Here is a 22,407-nt window from a genome sequence, read left to right as displayed (position 1 = left end):
AATTTAATACTTTCGCAACTTTTGAATACGCGGGTGCATACAGAGTTTTACCGGTTGTATATTCTTTTGACAAATTGTGCGGCCGTCTATGGGGTGATGCGGCATCGTACCCTACATCGTGGGTATGCAAAGTGGATGGATTTACTTATGCTTTTATCCCCTCAGTCGCGCAAGCGCGCCAGCTCCCCTTAGAAAATAAGGGGAGCCAAGTTGTGTTGATTTGCCTTCCTTGTAAAGGGAGGTGCTGAGCGAAGCGAAACGGTGGGATTGCGCCTATCATTCGCTCGCTTTTAATACAATAACTCCCCTTGCATACACAAGGGGAGTCGATTGGGTTATTTTACTTTTTGAAAAGAGGTGAGCACGCCGTCTGCGTCAAAGGTTACATTGTAGTATGGATTGTTCTTAAAGTCCGTCACTGCAAATTCGCCCAGGTTCTGGTCGCCGGGGAAGGTACAGTCGGAGGCGATCTGTAAATTACACCGGGAGAAGTTCACCGCGTAAGGGGCGTCCGTGTGCTTTAAGGTCTTAACCCCATCGCCGCCGTAGCGGGCGTTAAAAGCAGCGGCCTTTTCCTTATTTCTAAAGAGAAAGCGCACTTGGCTGTCAATGTACCAATAGGTGGTGTCCTTTTTTTCTGTGTAGCTGAAGGCGTGGGTGCCCATACGCACCTGGGCAGCCTCTACGCCGTCCCATTTTTCCACATGGCGCAGAATGTCTACGCTGTCGCCGATCATAGCCTCGTTCGCGTCGGATTTGTTGTAAATCGGCTGGCTGCTTTCCTGGGTTACGCCGTTTTTGTCCGTGGTGTGGGTAAAGTGCTTGAACCCGCCTTTTTTGTCGTAGTAGTTGGCGCTGACCAGGGTGCAGGTGAGCTTGCCGTCGGCGTAGACCGCCTCGTAGGTACATTCGCTGTTAAAGGTGGCATTGTCCGCCTCCGGCGAGATCCAAATGGTAAAGCGGTCGGCACCGTAGGGAGATTGGGTGTTCAGCCCTTGGTCAAAGGTAACACGGTAGCTGCCCTTATCGTCCTCACAGAGAATGGACACGCCGGTGCGCTTGCCATCCGCGTCCGTATAGGTGACGGTCAGGTCGTTGGAGTGGGTGGAGCGCAGGTGGCACTCGGTCATCTGCTTGCCGCCTTTTTCGTATGCGGCGTACACCAGGTCCTCGTTTCTGTAATATTTGGTTACGGTGGTGTCCAGCTTCGTGCTTTTCACCTGTTTTTTGGTGTAGCTGTCGTTGGGCTGCATTTCTTTGTAGAAATCCACCTTACGAATATCGTCCAAAATGTAGCCTACAGTGTGCACATCGTCAAAGATCTTTTTAACATCTTTGTTGGCAACAAAATCAACTTGTGCCGTGGCCTCTGCACAGGCAGAGAACAGCAGTATGGGCAGCAAACAAAGGCAGAGTATGGTGCCCCATCGTTTCATAACCGAATCCCTCCATCTGTTGGAAAAAGGTGCTGCGTGGCGTTTGCAGCGGTTGTCAAACTCTAATTAAAGCACAATTTCTTTGTTTCGTCAACTAAAATTGCGGATTTCCCGGCTTTGCGTTGCGCATAGGGCAAGAATTTGCTATAATATGCCCGGTATTTGAAGAACGGAGGCGTGTTTATGTCCATCAAATTGATTGCCACAGATTTAGACGGCACCTTAATGTCCGGTGACCACCTGACCGTCAGTCCCCGCACGGTGGCGGCGTTGCAGGCGGCCCACGACCGGGGCGTGTGCTTGGCGATTGCCACCGGTCGCACCTTGGATTTTATTGACCATGTAACGGCGCAGGTGCCTTTTGTAGACTATGTGATCTACTCCAACGGCGCGGCGGTGTATGACCGGAAGAACGATGCCCATATTTGCCAGCAGCTGATCCCACCAAAGGCAGTGCAGCGCATTTTGCAAACCTTGGCGCCACAGCCGCTGTATTATAATGTGTATTGGGACGGCGGTATGTATTTGGAAGAAGCCCGTCTACCTTATTACAGCAGTAATAGTTTGCCCCATGCGGTTTTGGAGCAGTATATGGCCAAGGCGCACCGGGAGGAGAACCTGCTGGATAAAGCGGACAAAGGCGCAGAGAGTATTGCCGTTTATGATCTGAACCCGGAGCAAGCGGATTGGGTGCGGTCTGTGCTGGAGGGCCAGGGGCTGGAGGTGGTTTCCTCTCTGCCTAATGAATTGGAGTGTACCGCTCCCGGCGCCAACAAGGGCGCGGCATTGGCGGGTATTGCCCGGCAACTGAAGATTGAGCCGGAGCAGGTGATGAGTTTTGGCGACGCAGGCAACGACTGTCCCATGCTCGCCTTTGCTCACTACTCCTTTGCCATGGAGAACGGCGCGCCGGAATGTAAAGCCACCGCCCGCTACCGGGCAGAGGCCAATACCGCAGACGGCGTAGCCAAGGCCATTGAGCAGTATGTGCTTTCCGATTAAGCATTGTGGTGTAAGCAATAGAATAAAAGATAAAAATAACACCGCCGGCAGAGCAATCTGCCGGCGGTGGCTTTTGCTTATTGCAAAAGCGGACTGATATTTGCATTCTTGCAATGATTATAGAGAAAACCAAGCTCCGAAATGACAGGGAATTCAAAAACGAACCGGAACCTCTGCAAATGGCGGCGAAGGGAAAGATGGTTTTTAACCTTCCTTATGAAAAAGCGCAGCCTGTATGTTGTTGGCAAAAGGATCGCGGAGAGGTAAAAAGTGGACAAAAGTTACGAAATATGCTATAAATAATGAGCCGCTATCCTGTGACGCAGTATAATAGGATGTGTGCTTTGGATTTTGCGGTGGGAGAGCGGACCGGCTTGAAGAGATGCAATATATAAAGGAATGGACAATCTATGAAACAGGAAGAAAAGAATCGACGCAGTCGAGAATGTATTGAAGAAGCGGCGATTCGCAGCTTTGCCCGACAGGGACCGGACAATGCCAATCTGAACCAGCTGTGTCGGGAGAATGGTATTTCCAAGGGCAAGCTGTACCATTATTACGCTTCCAAGGACGATTTGCTTGTGGCTTGTGTGCAACGCATTGTGGATCGACTGGTTGCAGGTATATGTGCATTTTCGCCGGATCCGGAGCAGGGTGTTGCTGCCAATTTGCATGTGTATTACAAGGAATGTATTGATTTTTGGTGTGATGACCCGGAAGCGCTGTCTCTGATTTGGTATTGCCTGCATTTGACCAACGAAGCATTGCGTAGCCGACTAATGGAACAAAGTCATCGTTTTGATGCATGTATGAAGGATAAGACGCTGGAGATCATTCATACCGCCCATGAAAGAGTGAATGTGTCTGATGAGGAGCTTTACAGCACCATGCGGGTCATGTATAACCACTTGCTGATCCAGTATATGCACCGGGTGGTGGATTTGAAAGCCGAGGGCGATACGGCCGGAATGGAGCGGGAGCGGCAAGAACTTTTGCATCGTTACGATCGGTTCATCCAAATGCTGCTTTACGGCATTTTGGCATAAATGCTTTATTTGACTTGACTGCTGGGCAAAAGTGGATATACTTATAGGTACAAAGCAGGAAATCGGGAGGTACGGCAAGTGTTTTACCAATACAGCGACGAACTGACCACCATTGAGCCGCAGGACCGAGACCCCAATTTGGTGTGTGCGGCATACATTACCTTGGCGGAGTTGGACGCCCATTATGAGAAGTTCGGCTTTAGTCCTTCTACTGTACAGCAGTGCAAGGAGGAGAACCGCTACTTCCGCTCCAATATTGAGGTGTACGACGATTACAGCTTTGGCACCTTAAAGATTACGGACGCGGCCAATGCCCGTGCCCGGGAGGACTGCCTGGCCTTTTATGTTAAAAAGAATTTTTTGCTGCTGGTGGATATTAACGATGCGGACTGCTCCACCCGCAACAAATTTATCAGCGCCCTTCACCGGTTCAGTTGTGCCAATATTACGCTGGAAAAGCTGATCTATGCGTTTTTGGAAAGTTTGGTGTCCGGTGACAATAAGGCGCTGGAGGACACGGAATTTGAGATCAACCGGATGGAGGAGTATGTGCTTCAGGATAAGGCCGGTTCGGACTTCAACATGGAGTTGCTGCATAAGAAAAAGGAACTGTCCGTCTTGCGCAACTACTATGAGCAGCTAATTGACATCGGCGAGGCACTGGAGGAGAATGAGAACGAGATCTTTGAGCGAGAGGATCTGCGGTACTTTAAGATCTTTACAGACAAGGCTGTGCGTCTGCGGGAGAATGTGGACCTGCTGCGAGACAGTATCGTTCATTTGCGAGATGCTTACCAGGCTTATCTGGACTTAAAGCTGAACGAGACCATGAAGCTGTTTACCGTGTTGACAGCCGTGTTTCTGCCGCTTACGGTGATCGTGGGCTGGTACGGAATGAATTTTCGCAATATGCCGGAGTTGACCTGGAAATATGGATATTTCAGTGTAATTGTGCTTTCTGCGCTTGTGGTTGGCGTGCTTGTAGCCGTCTTTAAGCGCAAAAAGTGGATGTAAATAAAAAGTGAGCATTAAGAAGCAGAAAGCGTGTATCTTATGAGAGAAAAGACGTTGAAAAAGCGAGTGGTTACACCGGCCATGCTGCTGGTAACCATCGGGGTTGTGTATGGCGATATCGGCACATCGCCTATGTATGTGCTGAAGTCTATTATCGAAAATAACGGCGGTTTGCAAACGGTGAACCGTGCATTTATCATCGGGTCGTTATCCTTGATTATTTGGACAGTAACCCTGATTACCACCGTGAAGTATGTGGTGGTTGCCATGAAGGCGGATAATAACGGTGAGGGCGGTATTTTTGCACTTTACAGCTTGGTCAAGAACTATGGCAAGTACTTAGTCATTCCGGCCATGTTAGGCGGTGCGGCGCTGCTGGCAGACGGTGTGCTCACGCCGGCCGTTACCATTACTACGGCCATTGAGGGCTTGCACAGCATTTCTGTTTTTGACCAACTGCTGAATAATGACCAAAATCGTGTCATCTTGATTACATTGATTATTATTTCTGTTTTGTTTGCCTGCCAAAAAGCCGGTACCAGTTTGCTGGGCAAAGCATTCGGCCCGATTATGTTGGTTTGGTTTCTGTTTTTAGGCATAACCGGCGTGGCGCATATCAGCGGGAACTTGTATATTTTGCAGGCGCTGAATCCCATTTATGCGGTGCGCATCTTGTTTAGTCCTTACAACAAAGCCGGCTTTATGATTCTGGGCAGCGTATTTTTGGCAACAACCGGTGCAGAAGCGCTATATTCCGATATGGGCCATGTAGGAAAGCAGAATATTTATACCAGCTGGCCGTTCATCAAGGTGTGCTTGTTGCTGAACTATATGGGTCAAGGCGCCTGGATTCTTTCAAACAAAGACAATGCTGCGCTGCAGGCTATGGACGGTATGAATCCGTTCTTTCAAATGCTGCCGCCGCAGTGGCGTCCCTTTGCGGTTATTTTAAGTACCGTTGCTGCCATTATTGCTTCGCAGGCGTTGATTACCGGCTCGTTTTCGCTGGTTTCAGAGGCGATTCGCCTGGATTTGATGCCGCATATGCAAATTACATATCCGTCTCAAACAAAAGGGCAGTTGTATATTCCGCTTGTAAATTCCGTTATGTGGGTGGGTTGCTGCGCGGTGGTCTTGCTGTTTCGGACGGCGGCGCATATGGAAGCAGCCTACGGTTTGTCCATTACCGTGACCATGTTGATGACCACATTTTTGCTGACGGTTTATTTGTTTAAGAGAAAGAAACGCCGGATTGCCGCTGTGGTTATCGGTTTGGTGTTTGCATTTATAGAGCTGTTCTTCTTTGTCTCCAGTTTAACCAAGTTCTTCAAGGGCGGCTATTTTGCCGTGCTGATTGCGGCAGCGCTGTTTGTTGTTATGTTGTCTTGGTACTTGGGCACGCAGGTGGAGCGTATGCAGGGCGTGCCGTTGAAGATGCGGCAGTACTTGCCAATACTTCAGGCTTTGCGCCAGGATGCGTCTGTGCCGCAAATTTGTGAGAATTTGGTCTATATTACCAACAACAGTGATCCGGAGTATATGGATCGGGATATTCTATATTCCATCTTAGATAAGGGACCGAAGCGTGCCTCTGCTTACTGGTTTATCCACATTCAGGTGACGGATGAGCCGTTCACCTCAGACTATACGGTGGAATCTTACGGCACCGACTATGTGTTTTTTGTCACCATTCGGTTAGGCTTTAAGGTGCCCCAGCGCGTCAATGTGTATCTGCGTCAGATTATTTCAGATCTGGTGGCCACCGGCGCTTTGCCGCAACAGGTGCGAAAATATTCGATTTACAAAAACGCAACCACCGGGAGCTTTCGGTTCTATCACATTCGTAAAACCCTGGCGCCGGAAAGCGACATATCCCATTTGCAAAAGCTGGCTGTGCGCTTAAAGTACAAGATCAGAAAAATGGCAGGCTCGCCGGACAAATGGTACGGGCTGGAAAATTCAAACTTAGTGATTGAATATGTGCCGTTGTTTATTCGCAGCAAGCATTTTAATCCCTTTGTGAAAACAAAATAAGGCAAATAAAAAACGAACACCGTGCGGTGTTCGTTTTTTTATTTGCCTGTGTTTAGTCTTTCAGCAAAGAGCGGTACATACGGATATATTCGTTGGCAGATTTGCCCCAACTCATATCGCAGTCCAGCGCCCGCTGTACCAGCACCTTCCAGTCCTTGGGTTGGTTATAGACTTCCACTGCTCGGTAGATGGCGCCCAGCATATCGTAGGCGTCATAGGTCTTAAAGGTAAAGCCGTTGCCCTCGCCGTCACCGCTGTCGGTGATAGAGTCTTTCAGCCCGCCGGTCTCCCGCACAATGGGTACGGTGCCGTAGCGCAGCGCCACCATCTGGGACAGGCCGCAGGGCTCGCTTTTGCTGGGCATTAAGAACATATCCGCACCGGCGTAGATTTTGTGTGCCAGATCCGGCACAAAGCCCAGGGTCAGACCCACTTTGTCCGGGTACTTGTCATGCAACTCACGGAAGAAGCTTTCATACTGCCACTCGCCGCTGCCCAGTATCACATACTGCACATCCCGCTCCCACAGGCTCTTTTCCAGCACTGCCTGCATCAGGTCCACGCCCTTGTGCCCTACCAGGCGGGTAACGATACCGATAACAGGCACATCCGGCCGCACGGCCAAGCCCATTTTCTTTTGCAGCTCTTCTTTATTCTTGGCCTTGTTGGCAAAGTCTGCACTGCTGTAATTGGCCCAGATCATTTTATCCGTCTCCGGGTTGTACAGCTCGGTGTCAATACCGTTTAAGATGCCGCACAGCTTCCAGCTGCGTTGATTCAAAATGGGATCCAGCCCGTAACTGTACCAGGGATCCAGGATTTCTTTGGCATAGGTGGGGGACACGGTGGTCACTTTATTGGCGCACTCAATGCCCGCCTTCATAAAGTTCACCAGTCCGTCGTAGAGAATGAGATTGTTGTCCTCCGGGGCGATGCCCAGCACATCCTCCAGCAGCTCGTCGCCGTACTTGCCCTGGTACTGAATGTTGTGAATGGTGAATACGGTTTTAATGTTTTCATACCCCATTCGGTTGGCATAATAGCAGCTGTAATACAGGGGCGTTAAGGCGCTTTGCCAGTCGTTGCAGTGAATAATGTCCGGCTTCCAGTCAATGGCGGGGATGATTTCCAGTACCGCACGGGCAAAGAACGCAAAGCGCTCTGCATCGTCATAATGGCCGTAAATACCGTCCCGCTTAAAGTAATACTGGTTATCCAGCAGATAGTAAATCACGCCGTTGTGCTTGGCCTCAAAAATACCGCAATACTGGCGGCGCCAGGCCACCGGCACGGAGATGGAGGTGATGAACTGCATTTGGTCCTTCAGCTCCTGAGGAATGCTGTCATACAGGGGCATAACGACCCGGCAGCCGATCAGCCGCTTGCGCAGGGCGGCGGGCAGCGAGCCGGCCACATCGCCCAGCCCACCGGAGGCCATAAACGGCAGTGCCTCCGAGGCAACAAAAAGAACTTTCATAATATTTGCCTCCTTAAATTCTGGTTTTTTTGCTCAGGTACACCGGGAAGTTGGGCGCGCCGCTCAGCTCTACCGAGTGCTTAATGGATACATCTTTGTCTGCGATCACGCAGTTTACCTTAGCGTTGTCGCCGATCACCGTGTCCTGCATCAGGATGGAGTCCTTGACCACGGCGCCCTTGCCGATCTTGACGCCCTTAAAGATAATGCAGTTTTCTACCGTGCCGTCAATGATGCAGCCGTCGGCCACCAAAGAGTTCTTGGTGGCGGAATCCGGGCCGTACAGGGAGGGCATATCGTCCCGCTCCTTGGTAGAAATGGGCTTGTTCGGATTGAACAGACGGCGGCGGCTCTCCTTCTCCAGCACCCGCATGGAGATGTCGTAATAGCTTTGCAGGGACTGAATGGTGCCCACAAAGCAGTCGCTGGCGTCATAAGCGTGGATCTTTAAGTGATCTACATTCTTCAGCAGCACATTGCGCTGGAAAGAAATTTCGTTTTTGCTGTGGGCGGCAGTGACCAAAGACTCAAACAGCGCCTTTTGCATCAGCACGATGTTGCAGCTGTAAAAGACTTCGCCCCGGCCCTCCGGGCACAGGCTCATGCCGGTAATGCGGCCGTCCTCTGCCACCTGGTCAAACACCAAAACAGAGCCAACATGCGTGGGCATTTCACCGTGCACGCCGACAATGGTCACATCGGCGCCGCTTTGCTCGTGGGCGTCAAACAGCTTTTCGTAGTCCATATTCAGCACTTGGTTGCAGTCGCTCATCAGCACATAGTCCTGGTTGGACTGGTTCAGGAACTGAATGTTGCCGAAAATGGCGTCAATTCGGTTCCCCCACATGGTAGCGGAGTTAACAGAGAACGGAGGCAGCAGATACAGTCCGTCGTTCTTGCGGCTCAGGTCCCAGGGCTTGCCGGTGCCTACATGATCCATCAGAGAGCGAAAGTTGGCATTGGTGATCACGCCGATCTTGGTAATGCCGCTCTCCACCATGTTGGACAGGGGAAAGTCAATGAGCCGGTAGCGGGAGCAGAAGGGCACGGAGCCCATGGTGCGCTGTGCCGTTAGGGTATCCAGCGCCTCCTCATGAATATTGGCAAAGATAATGCCCAGTACAGATTTTCCGTTCATGCTTATACCTCCTCGCCGCTTTTGATCATTTCACCGGGTGCAATGTCCCTCTTGCCGGTGACGGTAGCGCCTGCACCGATAACGGCAATGCCCCAGTCTGCCGGATTTTGCAGCTGCTCTGGAATTTCGCCGACCTTGGCGTCCGCCTGAATGACCGCGTTCTCGGCCACGATGGAATAATACACCTTGGCACCCTTTTGAATATGCGCGCCGGGCATCACCACGCTGTAACGCACATCGGCACCGGCCTCAATGGTCACATTGGAGGAGATCACGCTGTAATCCACGTTGCCCTCGATCTCGCAGCCCTCGCTGATGGAGCTGTTCTCCACCACCGCGCTTTTACCGATATAGTGGGGCGGCGCCATGGGGTTGCGGCTGTAAATGCGCCAGCTTTTGTCGGACAGATCCAGATCTACATTGGGATTGATAATATCCAGGTTGGCCTCCCACAGGCTGTCAATGGTGCCCACATCTTTCCAGTAGCCGGAGAAGGGATAGGCAAACAGCCGCTCGCCGGCGTTCAGCATGGCAGGAATCACATTCTTGCCAAAGTCGTTGGCAGAGTTGGGGTCTGCCTCGTCCAGCTCCAGGTACTGGCGCAGCTTGCTCCAGCTGAATACATACACGCCCATAGAGGCTTTGTTGCTCTTGGGCTGGGCCGGCTTCTCGGCAAATTCGTAAATACGGTCGTCCTCGTCGGTAGCCAGAATACCAAAGCGGGAGGCCTCCTCCCACGGCACCTCCAGCACAGCGATGGTACAGTCCGCATTGTGTTTTTTGTGGAAGTCGATCATCTTGGCGTAGTTCATCTTGTAGATGTGGTCGCCGGAGAGCACCACTACATATTCCGGGTCGTACTTCTCAATAAAATTGATGTTTTGGTAAATGGCGTTGGCCGTGCCCTTATACCACTCGGCGCCGCCGATGGCCTCATAAGGGGAGAGAATATGTACGCCGCCGTTTTGGCGGTCCAGATCCCAGGGCTGACCGTTGCCCAAATAGTCGTTCAATTCCAGCGGCTGATATTGGGTCAGTACGCCAACGGTGTAAATACCGCTGTTGACGCAGTTGGATAGCGGAAAGTCGATGATGCGGTAGTTGCCGCCGTAGGGTACGGCAGGCTTGGCAATGTTTTTGGTGAGCACGCCCAGTCTGCTGCCCTGGCCGCCGGCCAGCAGCATTGCAACAACATTTGTTTTGTGTGCCATAGTGGTTCTCCTTACTTTATTTTTTCAAGATACAAGGCAGACAGTCCGCTGAGTTTCAGGCTGATGCTTTGCTCCATATTGTGCATAGGTATTTTTTTCGTTTTGTAGGTGCCGCACAGTCGGGGTTTGGTGCCGCCGTATTTTTTCAGCGCCGTGTCCATGACCACTTTATAAGTGCCCTTTTCCGGCACACCGATGCGGTAGTCCTCGTGATCGTTGGGGGTGAAGTTAAATACCGTGATCAGATCCTTGCCGTCTCGGTCTATGCGGCGGAAGGCGATCACCGAGTTGCTGTTGTCGTCGGAGCTGATCCACTGGAATCCCTCCCAGCTGTAATCAATCTGCCACAGCGCCGGGTGCGCGGTATAAAAGTGGTTCAGTTCCTTAGAGAAGGCTTGCAGCTGGCGGTGCTTTTCGTAATCCAGCAGCAGCCAGTCCAGTCCCTCTTTGTACGCCCATTCCTTGAATTGGCCGAATTCGCTGCCCATAAACAGCAGCTTCTTGCCCGGGTGGGCCATCATATAGGCAAAGAACAGACGCATACTGCTGAATTTATCGTCGTATTCGCCGGGCATTTTGCCGATTAGGGAGCACTTGCCGTGCACCACCTCGTCGTGGCTGATGGGCAGCACAAAGTTTTCGCTAAAGGCGTAGAAAAAGCTAAAGGTAATGCAGTCGTGGTTGCCCTTGCGGAACAGTGGATCCAGGCTCATATACCGGAGCATATCGTTCATCCAGCCCATATTCCACTTAAAGTTAAAGCCCAGGCCGCCTACATCCGGGGGCATGGTGATCATGGGCCAAGCAGTGGACTCCTCGGCGATCATCATCATGGACGGGTGGCGGGTGAGCACCGCACTGTTCAGCTGGCGGAAGAAGTCCACCGCCTCGTAGTTCTCGTTGCCGCCGTCCTTATTGGGGGTCCATTCTCCCGGCTCTCTGCCGTAATCCAGGTACAGCATACTGGCCACTGCGTCTACCCGAATACCGTCAAAGTGGAACAGATCGGCCCAGTACATGGCAGAGCTGATGAGAAAAGAACGCACTTCATTTTTGCCGTAGTCAAAGACCCGGGTGCCCCATTCCTTGTGCTCGCCTTTTTTCAGGTCGCTGTACTCGTAGGTGCATTCCCCATCAAATGCGTACAGCCCGTGCGCGTCCTTGGGAAAGTGGGCGGGCACCCAGTCCAGGATCACGCCGATCCCCGCCTTGTGACAGGTGTCCATAAAGTACATTAAGTCCTCCGGTACCCCATAGCGTGAGGTGGGGGCAAAGTATCCGGTGACCTGATAGCCCCAGGAGCCGTCGAAGGGATACTCCATAATGGGCATCATCTCAATATGGGTGTAGCCCATATCCTTTACATAGGGCACCAGCGTGTCTGCCATTTCCCGGTAGGTAAGAAATGTGCCGTCCTCGTGCTGCTTCCAGGAGCCAAAGTGAATTTCATAAATATTCACCGGTTTGTCCAGCACAGAGACTTCTTTTTGCCGGGCAAACCAGTCGCTGTCCGTCCACTTGTAGCTGGGCAGGTCATAGACCTTGGAGGCGGTGCCCGGTCGGGTCTCTTGGTGCACGGCGTAGGGGTCCGCTTTCATCAGCAGGCGACCGTCCGTCGTTTGAATGGCGTATTTGTAGCAGTCATACTTGGAAACACCGTCCACCACCGCTTCCCAGATCTCCGGTGCAATGAGGGTCATGGGGTTGGCTGTCTCGGACCAATCGTTAAAGTCACCGGCCACAGCCACACCCACGGCGTGGGGCGCCCACACGCGAAAAGCGTAGGTACCTTTTTTTATTTTATGAACACCGAAGAAACGGTATGCTTCATAGTTTTTGCCCTCGTGGAAGAGGTAGACCGGCAGCTGATATTCTTCTTTAAGTTGTTCCATTCTATCATCTCCCTTTTCAGTTTGGTTGTAGTCATTCTCATTTTAACACATTGGCACCGGTCAATCAAGGGATTTTCGTATAGTTTGTTACAAGAATTTGTAAAATTTGTCGCATTTTTGTGTATATTGTTACAAATCTTTCAGACTGTAAAGAATAGACAAAAATTTTTGTCCCCACAGGGCGCAACTGTGCACATTTTGTATTGAACCCAGGCGTATTTATATGGTATAATAACTTTTATCTAATGGGGGAACGGGAGCGGAAGATGAAGGACATCATTATTGCGTACCCGAACAAAGAGGTGGCACTGCGCCTGCGTGCCTTGCTGGTTGGCGAGGGGTTCCGGGTGTCGCATATTTGTGCCCTGGGTTCCAGCGCGTTGGGCGCTGCCGGTGAGAAAGACGCCGGCGTGATCATCTGTGCCTCTTTGCTGCGGGATATGGGTGCCGGTACTTTGGCAGAGCAGTTGCCTGCGGACTTTGATGTGGTAGCACTGTCGAAGAACGGCAAAACAGAATATATGGGCAACCTGATCACCCTGACCCTGCCCTTGGATCGGCAGGAGTTTTTGCAAACGGTGGCGGTGCTTGTCTCCAGCAAAAGCAGCTTTACCCGCCGTAAGGAGGCGGATGAGGATTTGATCTCTAATGCCAAGCTGGTGCTGATGAACACCCAGGATATGACGGAGTTGCAGGCCCACCGTTTTCTCCAAAAGGAGAGTATGCGCACCGGGCTGAAGATTACGGACCTGGCGCAAAAGATCATCAACGATTTTCGCTAACGAAAGGACGGCTTTCTGATGGAATTTACCAAGATGCACGGCTGCGGCAACGACTATATTTACTTTGACTGCACCCGGCAGCCCATGGACCGGGACCTGGCTTCTCAGCTGGCGGTGCGGCTCTCCGACCGGCACTTTGGCATCGGCGGCGACGGCATCATTCTCATTGAGAAGGGGCAGAACGCCGATTTTGAAATGGTGATGTACAATGCGGACGGCTCCCGGGGCGCTATGTGCGGCAACGGGATCCGCTGCGTGGCAAAATATGTGTACGACCACAAGCTGACGGACAAGACCACCGTGACCATTGCGTCCATGGGTGCGGTTAAGACCATTGACATTCAGGTGCAGGACGGTGTGGCCGTGGGCGCCAGTGTGGATATGGGTGCGCCGATTTTAGATCCGGCGGCCATTCCGGTGGTGACGGACTGCAAACCGCCGGTGGATGTACCTATTACCGTACACGACACAGTGTATAAAATGACTTGTGTCTCCATGGGCAACCCTCACGCGGTGGTGTTTATTGACCGCTCGCCACGGGAGTTCCCGCTGGAGCAGGTAGGACCGCTGTTTGAGCACCATCCCTGCTTCCCGGATCGGACCAACACAGAGTTTGCCTTTGTACAGGACCGGCAGAACATCGAAATGCGGGTGTGGGAGCGCGGCTCCGGGGAGACTTTGGCCTGCGGCACCGGCGCCTGTGCCACCGCCGTGGCGGCGATTTTGGGCGGTTATGTAGACCACCGGGTGACGGTTCATCTGCTGGGCGGCGACTTGCAGATCAGCTGGAGCGGTAAGGCCCAGGACAGCGTCATGATGACCGGCCCGGCCACCACTGTCTTTAGCGGCAAGATAGATCTATAAAACACAGGAGGTTTTTTAGAATAATGAAGATCAACCAAAACTTTTTTAAGATTGAAAGCTCTTATCTGTTTTCAACGGTAGCCAGAAAGCAGCGGGAGTACCAGGAGGCGCACCCGGAGGCAGATATTATCCGTCTGTCTATCGGCGATGTGACCCGTCCGCTGGCGCCCAGTGTGATCGACGCCATGCACAAGGCGGTGGACGAGATGGCCAACGAGGCCACTTTCCGCGGCTATCCGCCGGAGCACGGTTACGAATTTATCCTGGACGCCATTCAGCAGCACGATTACGCTGCCCGCGGGGTCAAGATTGAGAAAGACGAGATCTTTTTGTCCGACGGCGCCAAGTCCGACTGCGGCAATATCGGCGACCTGTTCAGCGTGGACAACAAGATCGCTGTGTGTGACCCGGTGTACCCGGTGTATGTGGACGCCAACACCATGGACGGCCGCAGCGGCGACAAGAACGCCGACGGCTTTTACAGCAACTTTATCTATATGCCCTGCACAGAGGAGAACGGTTTTATGCCCGATCTGCCGAAGGAGACTCCGGATGTGATCTACCTGTGCTTTCCCAACAACCCCACCGGTATGTGCGCCACCAAAGCGCAGCTGAAAAAGTGGGTAGACTATGCGCTGGCCAATGACGCTTTGATCATCTTTGACAGTGCCTATGAAGCCTTTATTGTAGAGGACGATGTGCCCCATTCCATTTATGAGATTGAGGGCGCCGAGAAGTGCGCCATTGAGCTGCGTTCTTTCTCCAAGACTGCCGGCTTTACCGGCGTGCGCTGCGGTTATACCGTGGTGCCCAAGGCCTGTGTGTTTGAGGGCAAGAGCCTGAACCCCATGTGGGCACGCCGCCAGGCCACCAAGTTTAACGGCGTTAGCTACATTACCCAGCGGGCGGCCGAAGCGGTTTACACGGAGCAGGGGCAAAAGGAGATCAAGGAAACCCTGGCCTATTATCAGAAGAACGCCAAGGTGATCTTTGAGGGTATGCAGGCTGCCGGGTTTACTTGCTACGGCGCGGTGAACTCCCCCTATGTGTGGCTGAAGGTGCCGGAAGGCATGACCAGCTGGGAGTTCTTTGATCTGCTGCTGGACAAGACCCATGTGGTGGGCACCCCCGGTTCTGGCTTCGGTCCCTCCGGTGAGGGCTTTTTCCGGCTCACTGCTTTCGGCAATGCGGACAAGACCGTAGAGGCCGTGGAGCGGATCAAGGCATACTTTGCCCAAAACAAATAAGAACACACACCCTTTAATTTACCAATCTTTTTGCAGAGGAGAATGCGTTATGAATAAGACAGAACAGCTTTATGAAGGCAAGGCCAAGAAGGTATGGGCTACTGAGGACCCCGCCATCGTGATTGTGGACTACAAGGACGATGCCACCGCCTTTAACGGCCTGAAGAAGGGCACCATCGTAGGTAAGGGCGTTGTGAACAACAAAATGTCCAACTACTTAATGCAGCTTTTAGAGAAGCACGGCGTGCCCACCCACTTTGTGGAGGAACTTTCCGATCGGGAGACCGCTGTGAAGAAAGTGACCATCGTACCGTTGGAAGTGATTATCCGCAACCGGGCTGCCGGCTCTATCTGCAAGCGCCTGGGTCTGGAAGAGGGCATGGACTTTACCCAGCCGTCTATTGAGTTCTCTTATAAGGATGACGACTTGGGCGACCCGCTGATCAACGGCTACCACGCGGTCAGCTGCGGCTTTGCCACCCAGGCGGATGTGGACACCATTAAGGCGATGGCCTTCAAGGTGAACGATGTGCTGAAAGAATACTTTGCCTCCATCGGTGTGGAGCTGATTGACTTCAAGCTGGAATTCGGCAAGACCGCAGACGGCCAGATCGTGCTGGCAGACGAGATTAGCCCGGACACCTGCCGTTTTTGGGACATTAAGACCCATGAGAAGCTGGACAAGGACCGCTTCCGTCGGGACCTGGGCGGCGTTGAGGATGCATACAAAGAGATGATGAAGAGAGTAGGGCTGGACTAATGCAGACAGATACTTATAATTCTCCCTTTAACGCGCGCTATGCCAGCAAGGAAATGCAGTATATCTACTCCCCGGATTTTAAGTTCAAAACCTGGCGGAAGCTGTGGATCGCTCTGGCAGAAGCGGAGCACGAGCTGGGGCTGAATGTGACTCAGGCACAGATCGACGAGTTGAAAGCGCACGCCGAGGACATTAACTACGATGTGGCTCGGGAACGGGAGAAGCAGGTACGCCATGATGTAATGAGCCATGTATACGCCTATGGGGTGCAGTGCCCCACGGCTAAGCCCATTATCCACCTGGGCGCCACCTCTTGCTATGTGGGCGATAATACAGATGTGATCACCATGCGGGAGGCCCTGCTGCTGATCAAGAAAAAGCTGGTGAATGCCATTGCCAGTGTGGCCAAGTTTGCCGACCAGTATAAGGATATGCCCTGCCTGGGCTTTACCCACTTCCAGCCTGCCCAGCCCACCACCGTGGGCAAGCGTGCCACTTTGTGGCTGATGGATCTGGTCATGGATTATGAAGAGGTGTGCCATGTGCTGGACACCTTGATGCTGCTGGGCTCTAAGGGCACCACCGGCACCCAGGCCAGTTTCCTGGAGCTGTTTGACGGCGACCACGAGAAGTGCAAGGCGCTGGATCGTAAGATCGCGGAGAAGATGGGCTTTAAGGCCTGCTTCCCGGTCAGCGGCCAAACCTATGCCCGCAAGCTGGACACCATTGTGTGCAACTGCCTGGGGCTGATCGCTCAGAGCTGCTGCAAGTTTTCCAACGACCTGCGGCTGCTGCAAAATCTGAAAGAGATTGAGGAGCCCTTTGAGAAGAACCAGATCGGTTCTTCCGCCATGGCTTATAAGCGCAATCCCATGCGCAGTGAGCGGATCGCTTCTCTGTCCCGCTATGTGATGATCGACGCCTTGAACCCGGCATGGACAGCCTCTGCCCAGTGGTTTGAGCGCACATTGGACGACTCTGCCAACAAGCGGGTCAGCGTGGCCGAGGCCTTCCTGGCTACGGACGGGATTTTGGACCTGTATATCAACGTGACCTCCGGGTTGGTGGTGTATCCCAAGGTGATCCACGCCCGCCTGATGAGCGAACTGCCCTTTATGGCTACCGAGAACATTATGATGGACGCGGTGAAGAAAGGCGGAGACCGTCAGGAGCTGCACGAGAAAATTCGCCAGCACTCCATGGCCGCCGGTGCGGTGGTGAAGGTTGAGGGCGGCAAGAACGATCTGGTGGATCGCATTGCTGCGGATCCGGCCTTTATGACCACCAAGGAGGAAATTTTGGCCATTCTGAAGCCGGAGAACTTTGTGGGCCGTGCTCCGGAGCAGACCGTCGACTTCTTAAACGAAGTGGTGAGCCCCATTCTGGCTAAGGAAAAAGACCTGCTGGGCGTAGATGTGGAGATCAATGTATAACTTCTGCGCTGCATGCAAATAAGCAAAACAAAAACGCATCCTAATTACAGGATGCGTTTTTTCTATGGATTTGGCGGTTCAATGTGGGTATCGAACCCAACAAACGGCGTTTATTTCTCTTGTGCCAGGACTGCTTTGGCTTGGGGCGTGTTGGGGCCGACGGTGACCAGGTCAATGTCCGGGTCAATGTGGTAGAACATTTTGTACCGCTCCTCCCAAACAGAGCCGTCCCTGGGGGTGCTGCCTCGAATATAATCGCCGGTATAGGCCGGGTACATGGGCAGGTAAATCTTTTTTTCGCCCCGGTCAATCTGTGCCTGCACATAGGCCTCTCGACCGACGGAATAGTCCTTGATCTGCACAAAGACGGTGGCATAGAACACGCCCAGCGCAATCAGACAGGCGGCAAATACGGCGCCTGCGGTGCGGGTGGCCTTTGTCTTGTCCGCAGTATCTCGATAGATCAGGTCAAACAGCAGCGCGGCCAGCAGCATAAACATGGCATAGCAGGGGAGAAAGCAGCGAGCGGTCAGAGGGGTTACGATAAACAGTGGCGTGCAGAACACATACACGCTGACCAGCGCAAAGAGCATCTGCCCCTTGCGGCGACGGCTTTGGATGCCTAAGAGAATGCACAGCAGTAGCGCAATGGAAAACAACAGTGTAAAGGTAAAGCGCCACGCAGGGTCGATGGCATCCCGGGCGTTATTGTTGCCTGCGATCTTGGCCCATACGGTAAGCACGCAGCTATAAGCAGCATAGGCGACCAATATTCCTGCACTGACGATGAGCCACACCCGGCGCCCCTTGGTGACGCCGCCCTTCTTAAACAGGCGGTGCAGCACAATGCAAAACAGCGCAGCCAGCAGCACATTCATCAGAGCGTTGCACTCGGTCAGGTAGTTGGAAATACGAATGATATTGCCGCCGATGGTGTCAAAATACCGCTGTACGGTGCCGCCTACCGCCATGGAGCGATAGGTGAATTGGTCTTTGCCGGAAGAAATAAAGCCATAGGCGCTGTTGGTAAACATAATTCCGGCACCGATGACAGCGCCGGTCAGGAAACACCAGTGGGTGGCATAGGTCTTGTGGTGCTTGACCTTGGAAAAGATCAGCACCGCCACTGCCAGCGCCAGGTTGTATAGGGTCACATGCTCCATAAACAGCGCACCGCACCCGCCGATGAGTAAGGCACAGAGCGGTGTCCATTTGCTCTGTACCGGTGCTGTGTCATCCCACAGATCCCATACCAGCAGCAGATAGCACAGAGTGAGCAGCACCGGCGGCATATAGTTGGAAAAACCGCTGGCCCACACCACCGTTTGGCGGAACAGATCGGCGGGCATCACAGCTACACCCAGTAGGCTCAGAGGGAACAATAAAAATAGCTTTTTGTTGGCCAAGCGGCTGACCAGCAACGGCAGCGCCAGAACCCCGGCGGTCATCAAAATGATTTTCACCGGCAGGGAGCGGGTGAGGACCATGACCAGCAGATTGCCCAGATACCGGCCGTTGTAACCTGTGAAGTGGCTTTGCAGTCGTTCCAGTCCCACCTGGCTGCCCCAGGCCCAATCGTCCTTAAAGTAAGGCGCGCACCACAACATGGCAGCTACGGCCGCCACAGACAGCAGCACCGTCAGCAGGCGCAGGGACTTGCTCTTTTTTGTTTCTTCCATCATCGTTATTCTCCACTTGGCGATTCTCGCCGTTTTTTCTTTCTATAATTAAGTATAACAAATATACAACGCCTAAGTAAAATAGTCAATACTTTTTTATTTTTGCCGTAGGGTGGAAATGGAACGCCGGCTTGTGTATAATAGGTAGGGAGAACATACTGCGGAGGAAGATTATGAGAAAGTTTTTGCGGCGCTTTTTTTGCGCCCTGCTGTCGCTGGTTCTGGTGGCAGCAGTGAGTACGGCTATTGCCGTGCCGGCGGTGATTCGCAGCCGAGGTGATCTGTCGGATTATATGGTTAGCGAGGAGTTCCAGGAGAGCATCGGCAAGGCGAACGCCAAGCGTGCCAAGAATACATCCGCCCGCATTATGAGTGCCAATTTGCTGGTGCATTATGAGAGTTGGGGCGGCACGGACGCGCACAAGCGGGCCAAAATGTTTTTGCAGGTGCTGGACACCTACCGGCCGGATGTAGTGGCCGTGCAGGAAATGAGCGATCAGTGGTACTGTTGTTTGATGCAGAACCGGGGCAGTTATAAGCTGCTGTACCCGGTGCGTACCGGTGCGCTGGTACGCATGACCGGTCTGCTGTATGACAGCGATCGGGTAACCTTGCTGGAGCAAGGCGATGTGGCCTATGACCGGGGGGATGATGCGCGCTTGCGCCGCATTGTGTGGGGACTGTTCCGGAACAATCAGTCCGGCGAAAAATATATTGTATCTTCCACCCATCTGGACCTGATCCGCAGCGGAGAGGAAAAGGCGGAGCGGGCGGTGATGAAAAGCCAGGCAGATCAGGCCGCGGCACTTGCCAAATCCCTGGCGGCACAGTATAAGTGCCCGGTGTTTGCCTGCGGTGACTTTAACGCCATGGACGGCGGCGGGTACGACCCGGTGTATGATGCGCCGGAGATTTACAGCCGCCTGGCAAAAAAGATGCAGGACACCAAAGCCTTGGCCGCCAAGACCAAAAGCGGCAACAACAAAAAAGCCTCTGCCCCTACCTACGACCACATTTTTTTGACCGGCACCGCCAAGGTGCGATGCTACGGGATTCTCTCAGATGGGGCGATGGACGCCATGTCCGATCACTATCCCATCTATGCTGATGTGAAAATCTAAAACAGAAACCGAAAAAAGCCCCGGCGAAACGCAAATTCCGTCGGGGCTTTTTTTATTTTGTTTGGTAATCTTTTTTGTTTTGGCGGGAGGTTTGCTCGCCGTTGCTCACATAGATCTCCGGATACCATTTGTTAAAGGGCGCATAAGGGTTCTTTTTCCCTTTCTTGTCAAAGTACGCCTGCGGGTACTGTGGCGTTTGCACATCCCGCACATCCCGTACTTCGCCGTCCTTAGCGGCCACCAACACAAATTTCCACCCCGGGTGCAGCGCACTGTCCGTGGCAATGGTCAGCAGGTGATCCGCCCGATTTAAGGTGCGGTTGCTGGTGTAGATCATACGGTTGGTCAGTCGGGCGTAGAATTGCTTGTAGCTGTCTGCCGTCATGTTTCCGGTCACATTGTAGGGAAAGCAGTAGCCGTTGTCGTCCTTGGCCTTGGTGTTCACATACAGGGCGCCTACCACCTGCCACTGCCCGGTCTCAAACAGGGAATTGTAGGTGAGGGTGGTGCCGCTGTTGTTGCAGGCGGCGGCACTGCCATAGGCGGCTTCCAGCCCGGTCAGCTGCTGCGGGCTGCCATAGATTACGGTGTTAAACCCAAAGTGCAAAAAGTCGCTGTTGTTATCCAGGTACGGCTGGTTCTCATTTTTGGTCTTGGACACGGTGATCTCGCCGCTGCTGCCGTAGGTCAGAAAACCGGCAATCTGCCGATCCTTGCCGTAGGCGTCGCAATATTGTTCCAGCATACCCGCCGGGTAGTGAATGCCGTACTTGGTCTCGTAGGGCTTTAAGTAGGCGTTTTGGCGGCTGCTTTGTATGGCGGGAAGAGCAAAGGCCAGCGCCACAGCCACTGCCAGACACACCAAGGCGATCCACAGCCCCCGCTTTTGCTTTTTGTTCAGCGGGCGGCGGGGCGCTTTTTCCTTTTTTGGCGGCTTTGCTTCTTTGGAGGGCTTTTCTTTTTTTGACGGCGCTTTCCCTTCTTTTGCCGGAACAGGCGGCTCTGCCGGCGCCTCTGTTTGCCGCCGGGTACGGCTTTGCTGAAAGTCGGCCAAAATGCGGTCAATCTCCTCGTTGGGATCCTTGCGCGGCTCCATTATTTAATCACAACTTTCTTTACGCCGGCCACGGCCCGGTCCATCATTTCGTCCAGATTCTCCATATTTGCTTCAGCTTTCAGCACATCATCCAGCCGGGGCTTGGTCTTCGGGTGCTTGGGGGTAAAGACCGTGCAACAGTCCTCGTAGGGCTCAATAGAGGTCTCAAAGGTATCAATCTTGCGGGAGATGGCAATGATCTCGTCCTTGTCCATACCGATACAGGGACGGAACACCGGCATATCTGCTGCGCAGTCTGTGCACGCCAGGGCGTACATGGTCTGGCTGGCTACCTGCCCTACGGATTCGCCGGTAATCAGGGCGTGGCAGTTTTGACTCTTTGCAATGCGGGCGCTGATCATCATCATCACGCGGCGCATGATAATGGTAAAGTATTCCTCCGGGCACTTGTCCCGAATCTGCTCCTGGATTTCCGTAAACGGCACCACAAAGGTGGTGATCCAGCCGCTGTACCGGGCTACTTTCTTTAGCAGCTCCATCACTTTCATTTCTGCCAGCTCGCTGGTGTACGGGGGCGAGGCGAAGTGCACGGCTACCAATTCGATTCCCCGCTTGGCCATCATATAAGAGGCCACCGGAGAGTCAATACCGCCGCTGATGAGCACCGCCGCGCGGCCGCCGGTGCCGGTGGGCATACCTCCTGCGCCGTGCAGGTTGTTGCCCCGCACAAAGGCGTAGCGATCCCTTACCTCTACGGTAACGGTAATGTCCGGGTTATGTACATCTACCTTGAGATGATGAAAGCGGCGCAGAATACGACCGCCCATCTCTCGGCAGATCTCCGGCGATTTCATGGGGAATTTTTTGTCGCTGCGCTTGGCCTCTACCTTAAAGGTTTTGGCGTCCTCCAGCGGCTCCTTTAGGTATTCCAGTGCCGTGGCTGCAATGTCCTCTATATCTTTTTCACACACGGCGGCCCGGGACAGGGCGGCAATGCCGAACACGCGGGTCAGCGCGTCTACCGTGTCGTCCAGGTCCGTGTCCGGGTCCTCCGGCTCCACCATAATGGTGCTTTGACTCTTGGTAAACTGGAAGGTGCCCAAGGGCGCCAGGTGGCGACGCATATTCTTAATGAGCACATCTTCAAAGGAACTGCGGTTCAGTCCCTTTAGTGCCAATTCGCCGTTTTTAATCAGTACGATCTCTCGCATAGG

The 22,407-nt window shown here is 53.1% G+C and carries 18 protein-coding genes; 10 read left to right on the top strand and 8 right to left on the bottom strand.

What is annotated here, in order from left to right:
• Positions 1-335: 335 nt before the first annotated feature.
• Positions 336-1,436: a hypothetical protein gene (locus tag OGM59_06465; protein ID UYI90346.1), complete on the bottom strand. Its 1,101-nt coding sequence runs from the start codon at positions 1,434-1,436 to the stop codon at positions 336-338.
• A 183-nt stretch (positions 1,437-1,619) separates the two neighbouring features.
• Here OGM59_06465 and OGM59_06460 point away from each other — a divergent pair, with 183 nt between their 5' ends.
• The 4 genes from OGM59_06460 to OGM59_06445 all read left to right on the top strand — a co-directional run bounded on the left by OGM59_06460 (position 1,620) and on the right by OGM59_06445 (position 6,532).
• A complete protein-coding gene (locus OGM59_06460; GenBank protein ID UYI90345.1) occupies positions 1,620-2,438 on the top strand; it encodes a Cof-type HAD-IIB family hydrolase in 819 nt (272 codons plus the stop codon).
• A gap of 410 nt (positions 2,439-2,848) precedes the next feature.
• Positions 2,849-3,484 (top strand): TetR/AcrR family transcriptional regulator, encoded by a 636-nt coding sequence (locus OGM59_06455; protein ID UYI90344.1) that lies wholly within the window; start codon positions 2,849-2,851, stop codon positions 3,482-3,484.
• A 78-nt stretch (positions 3,485-3,562) separates the two neighbouring features.
• Positions 3,563-4,498, top strand: a complete 936-nt coding sequence (locus tag OGM59_06450; GenBank protein UYI90343.1) for a hypothetical protein — start codon at positions 3,563-3,565, stop codon at positions 4,496-4,498.
• A 39-nt stretch (positions 4,499-4,537) separates the two neighbouring features.
• The gene (locus tag OGM59_06445; protein UYI90342.1) at positions 4,538-6,532 is read left to right on the top strand and encodes a KUP/HAK/KT family potassium transporter; all 1,995 of its coding nucleotides are present in this window, start codon (positions 4,538-4,540) and stop codon (positions 6,530-6,532) included.
• Positions 6,533-6,584: 52 nt separating this feature from the next.
• Here OGM59_06445 and glgA read toward each other — a convergent pair whose 3' ends face one another.
• The 4 genes from glgA to glgB are packed head-to-tail and all read right to left on the bottom strand — an operon-like array spanning position 6,585 to position 12,250.
• Positions 6,585-8,009, bottom strand: a complete 1,425-nt coding sequence (gene glgA, locus OGM59_06440; protein ID UYI90341.1) for a glycogen synthase GlgA — start codon at positions 8,007-8,009, stop codon at positions 6,585-6,587.
• Between the two features lie 13 nt (positions 8,010-8,022).
• Complete coding sequence (glgD, locus tag OGM59_06435; GenBank protein ID UYI90340.1) at positions 8,023-9,147, bottom strand: glucose-1-phosphate adenylyltransferase subunit GlgD; 1,125 nt, start codon at positions 9,145-9,147, stop codon at positions 8,023-8,025.
• 2 nt (positions 9,148-9,149) lie between these two features.
• A complete protein-coding gene (locus OGM59_06430; protein ID UYI90339.1) occupies positions 9,150-10,358 on the bottom strand; it encodes a glucose-1-phosphate adenylyltransferase in 1,209 nt (402 codons plus the stop codon).
• Positions 10,359-10,369: 11 nt separating this feature from the next.
• The gene (glgB, locus tag OGM59_06425; protein UYI90338.1) at positions 10,370-12,250 is read right to left on the bottom strand and encodes a 1,4-alpha-glucan branching protein GlgB; all 1,881 of its coding nucleotides are present in this window, start codon (positions 12,248-12,250) and stop codon (positions 10,370-10,372) included.
• A gap of 266 nt (positions 12,251-12,516) precedes the next feature.
• On the opposite strand from glgB, the gene OGM59_06420 reads away from it, so the two are divergent.
• Genes OGM59_06420 through purB form a run of 5 tightly spaced genes read left to right on the top strand, consistent with a single transcriptional unit; the run spans position 12,517 to position 17,336 of the window.
• On the top strand, positions 12,517-13,032 hold the full coding sequence (locus tag OGM59_06420) for an ANTAR domain-containing protein (GenBank protein UYI90337.1): 516 nt from the start codon (positions 12,517-12,519) through the stop codon (positions 13,030-13,032).
• Between the two features lie 18 nt (positions 13,033-13,050).
• Positions 13,051-13,896 carry a diaminopimelate epimerase gene (dapF, locus tag OGM59_06415; protein ID UYI90336.1) on the top strand — a complete coding sequence of 282 codons (846 nt, stop codon included), beginning with the start codon at positions 13,051-13,053 and terminating at the stop codon, positions 13,894-13,896.
• Positions 13,897-13,916: 20 nt separating this feature from the next.
• Positions 13,917-15,143 (top strand): LL-diaminopimelate aminotransferase, encoded by a 1,227-nt coding sequence (locus tag OGM59_06410; GenBank protein ID UYI91764.1) that lies wholly within the window; start codon positions 13,917-13,919, stop codon positions 15,141-15,143.
• 49 nt (positions 15,144-15,192) lie between these two features.
• Positions 15,193-15,903 carry a phosphoribosylaminoimidazolesuccinocarboxamide synthase gene (locus OGM59_06405; protein UYI90335.1) on the top strand — a complete coding sequence of 237 codons (711 nt, stop codon included), beginning with the start codon at positions 15,193-15,195 and terminating at the stop codon, positions 15,901-15,903.
• Positions 15,903-17,336 carry an adenylosuccinate lyase gene (purB, locus tag OGM59_06400; protein UYI90334.1) on the top strand — a complete coding sequence of 478 codons (1,434 nt, stop codon included), beginning with the start codon at positions 15,903-15,905 and terminating at the stop codon, positions 17,334-17,336. The genes OGM59_06405 and purB overlap by 1 nt, the downstream gene beginning before the upstream one ends.
• A gap of 110 nt (positions 17,337-17,446) precedes the next feature.
• Here purB and OGM59_06395 read toward each other — a convergent pair whose 3' ends face one another.
• Entirely contained in the window at positions 17,447-19,018 is a 1,572-nt protein-coding gene (locus OGM59_06395) for a DUF6056 family protein (GenBank protein UYI90333.1), read from the bottom strand.
• 170 nt (positions 19,019-19,188) lie between these two features.
• Here OGM59_06395 and OGM59_06390 point away from each other — a divergent pair, with 170 nt between their 5' ends.
• A complete protein-coding gene (locus OGM59_06390) occupies positions 19,189-20,136 on the top strand; it encodes an endonuclease/exonuclease/phosphatase family protein (GenBank protein UYI90332.1) in 948 nt (315 codons plus the stop codon).
• A 52-nt stretch (positions 20,137-20,188) separates the two neighbouring features.
• Here the strand turns inward: OGM59_06390 and OGM59_06385 are convergent, their stop codons facing one another.
• Positions 20,189-21,232 carry a hypothetical protein gene (locus OGM59_06385; GenBank protein ID UYI90331.1) on the bottom strand — a complete coding sequence of 348 codons (1,044 nt, stop codon included), beginning with the start codon at positions 21,230-21,232 and terminating at the stop codon, positions 20,189-20,191.
• Entirely contained in the window at positions 21,232-22,404 is a 1,173-nt protein-coding gene (gene thiI, locus OGM59_06380; protein UYI90330.1) for a tRNA 4-thiouridine(8) synthase ThiI, read from the bottom strand. Before thiI ends, OGM59_06385 begins: the two co-directional genes overlap by 1 nt.
• Between the last annotated feature and the right edge of the window lie 3 nt (positions 22,405-22,407).

This window comes from Oscillospiraceae bacterium (assembly GCA_025757685.1).
Classification (GTDB): domain Bacteria; phylum Bacillota; class Clostridia; order Oscillospirales; family Acutalibacteraceae; genus CAG-217.
This window is presented reverse-complemented; position numbering and strand designations above follow the sequence as displayed.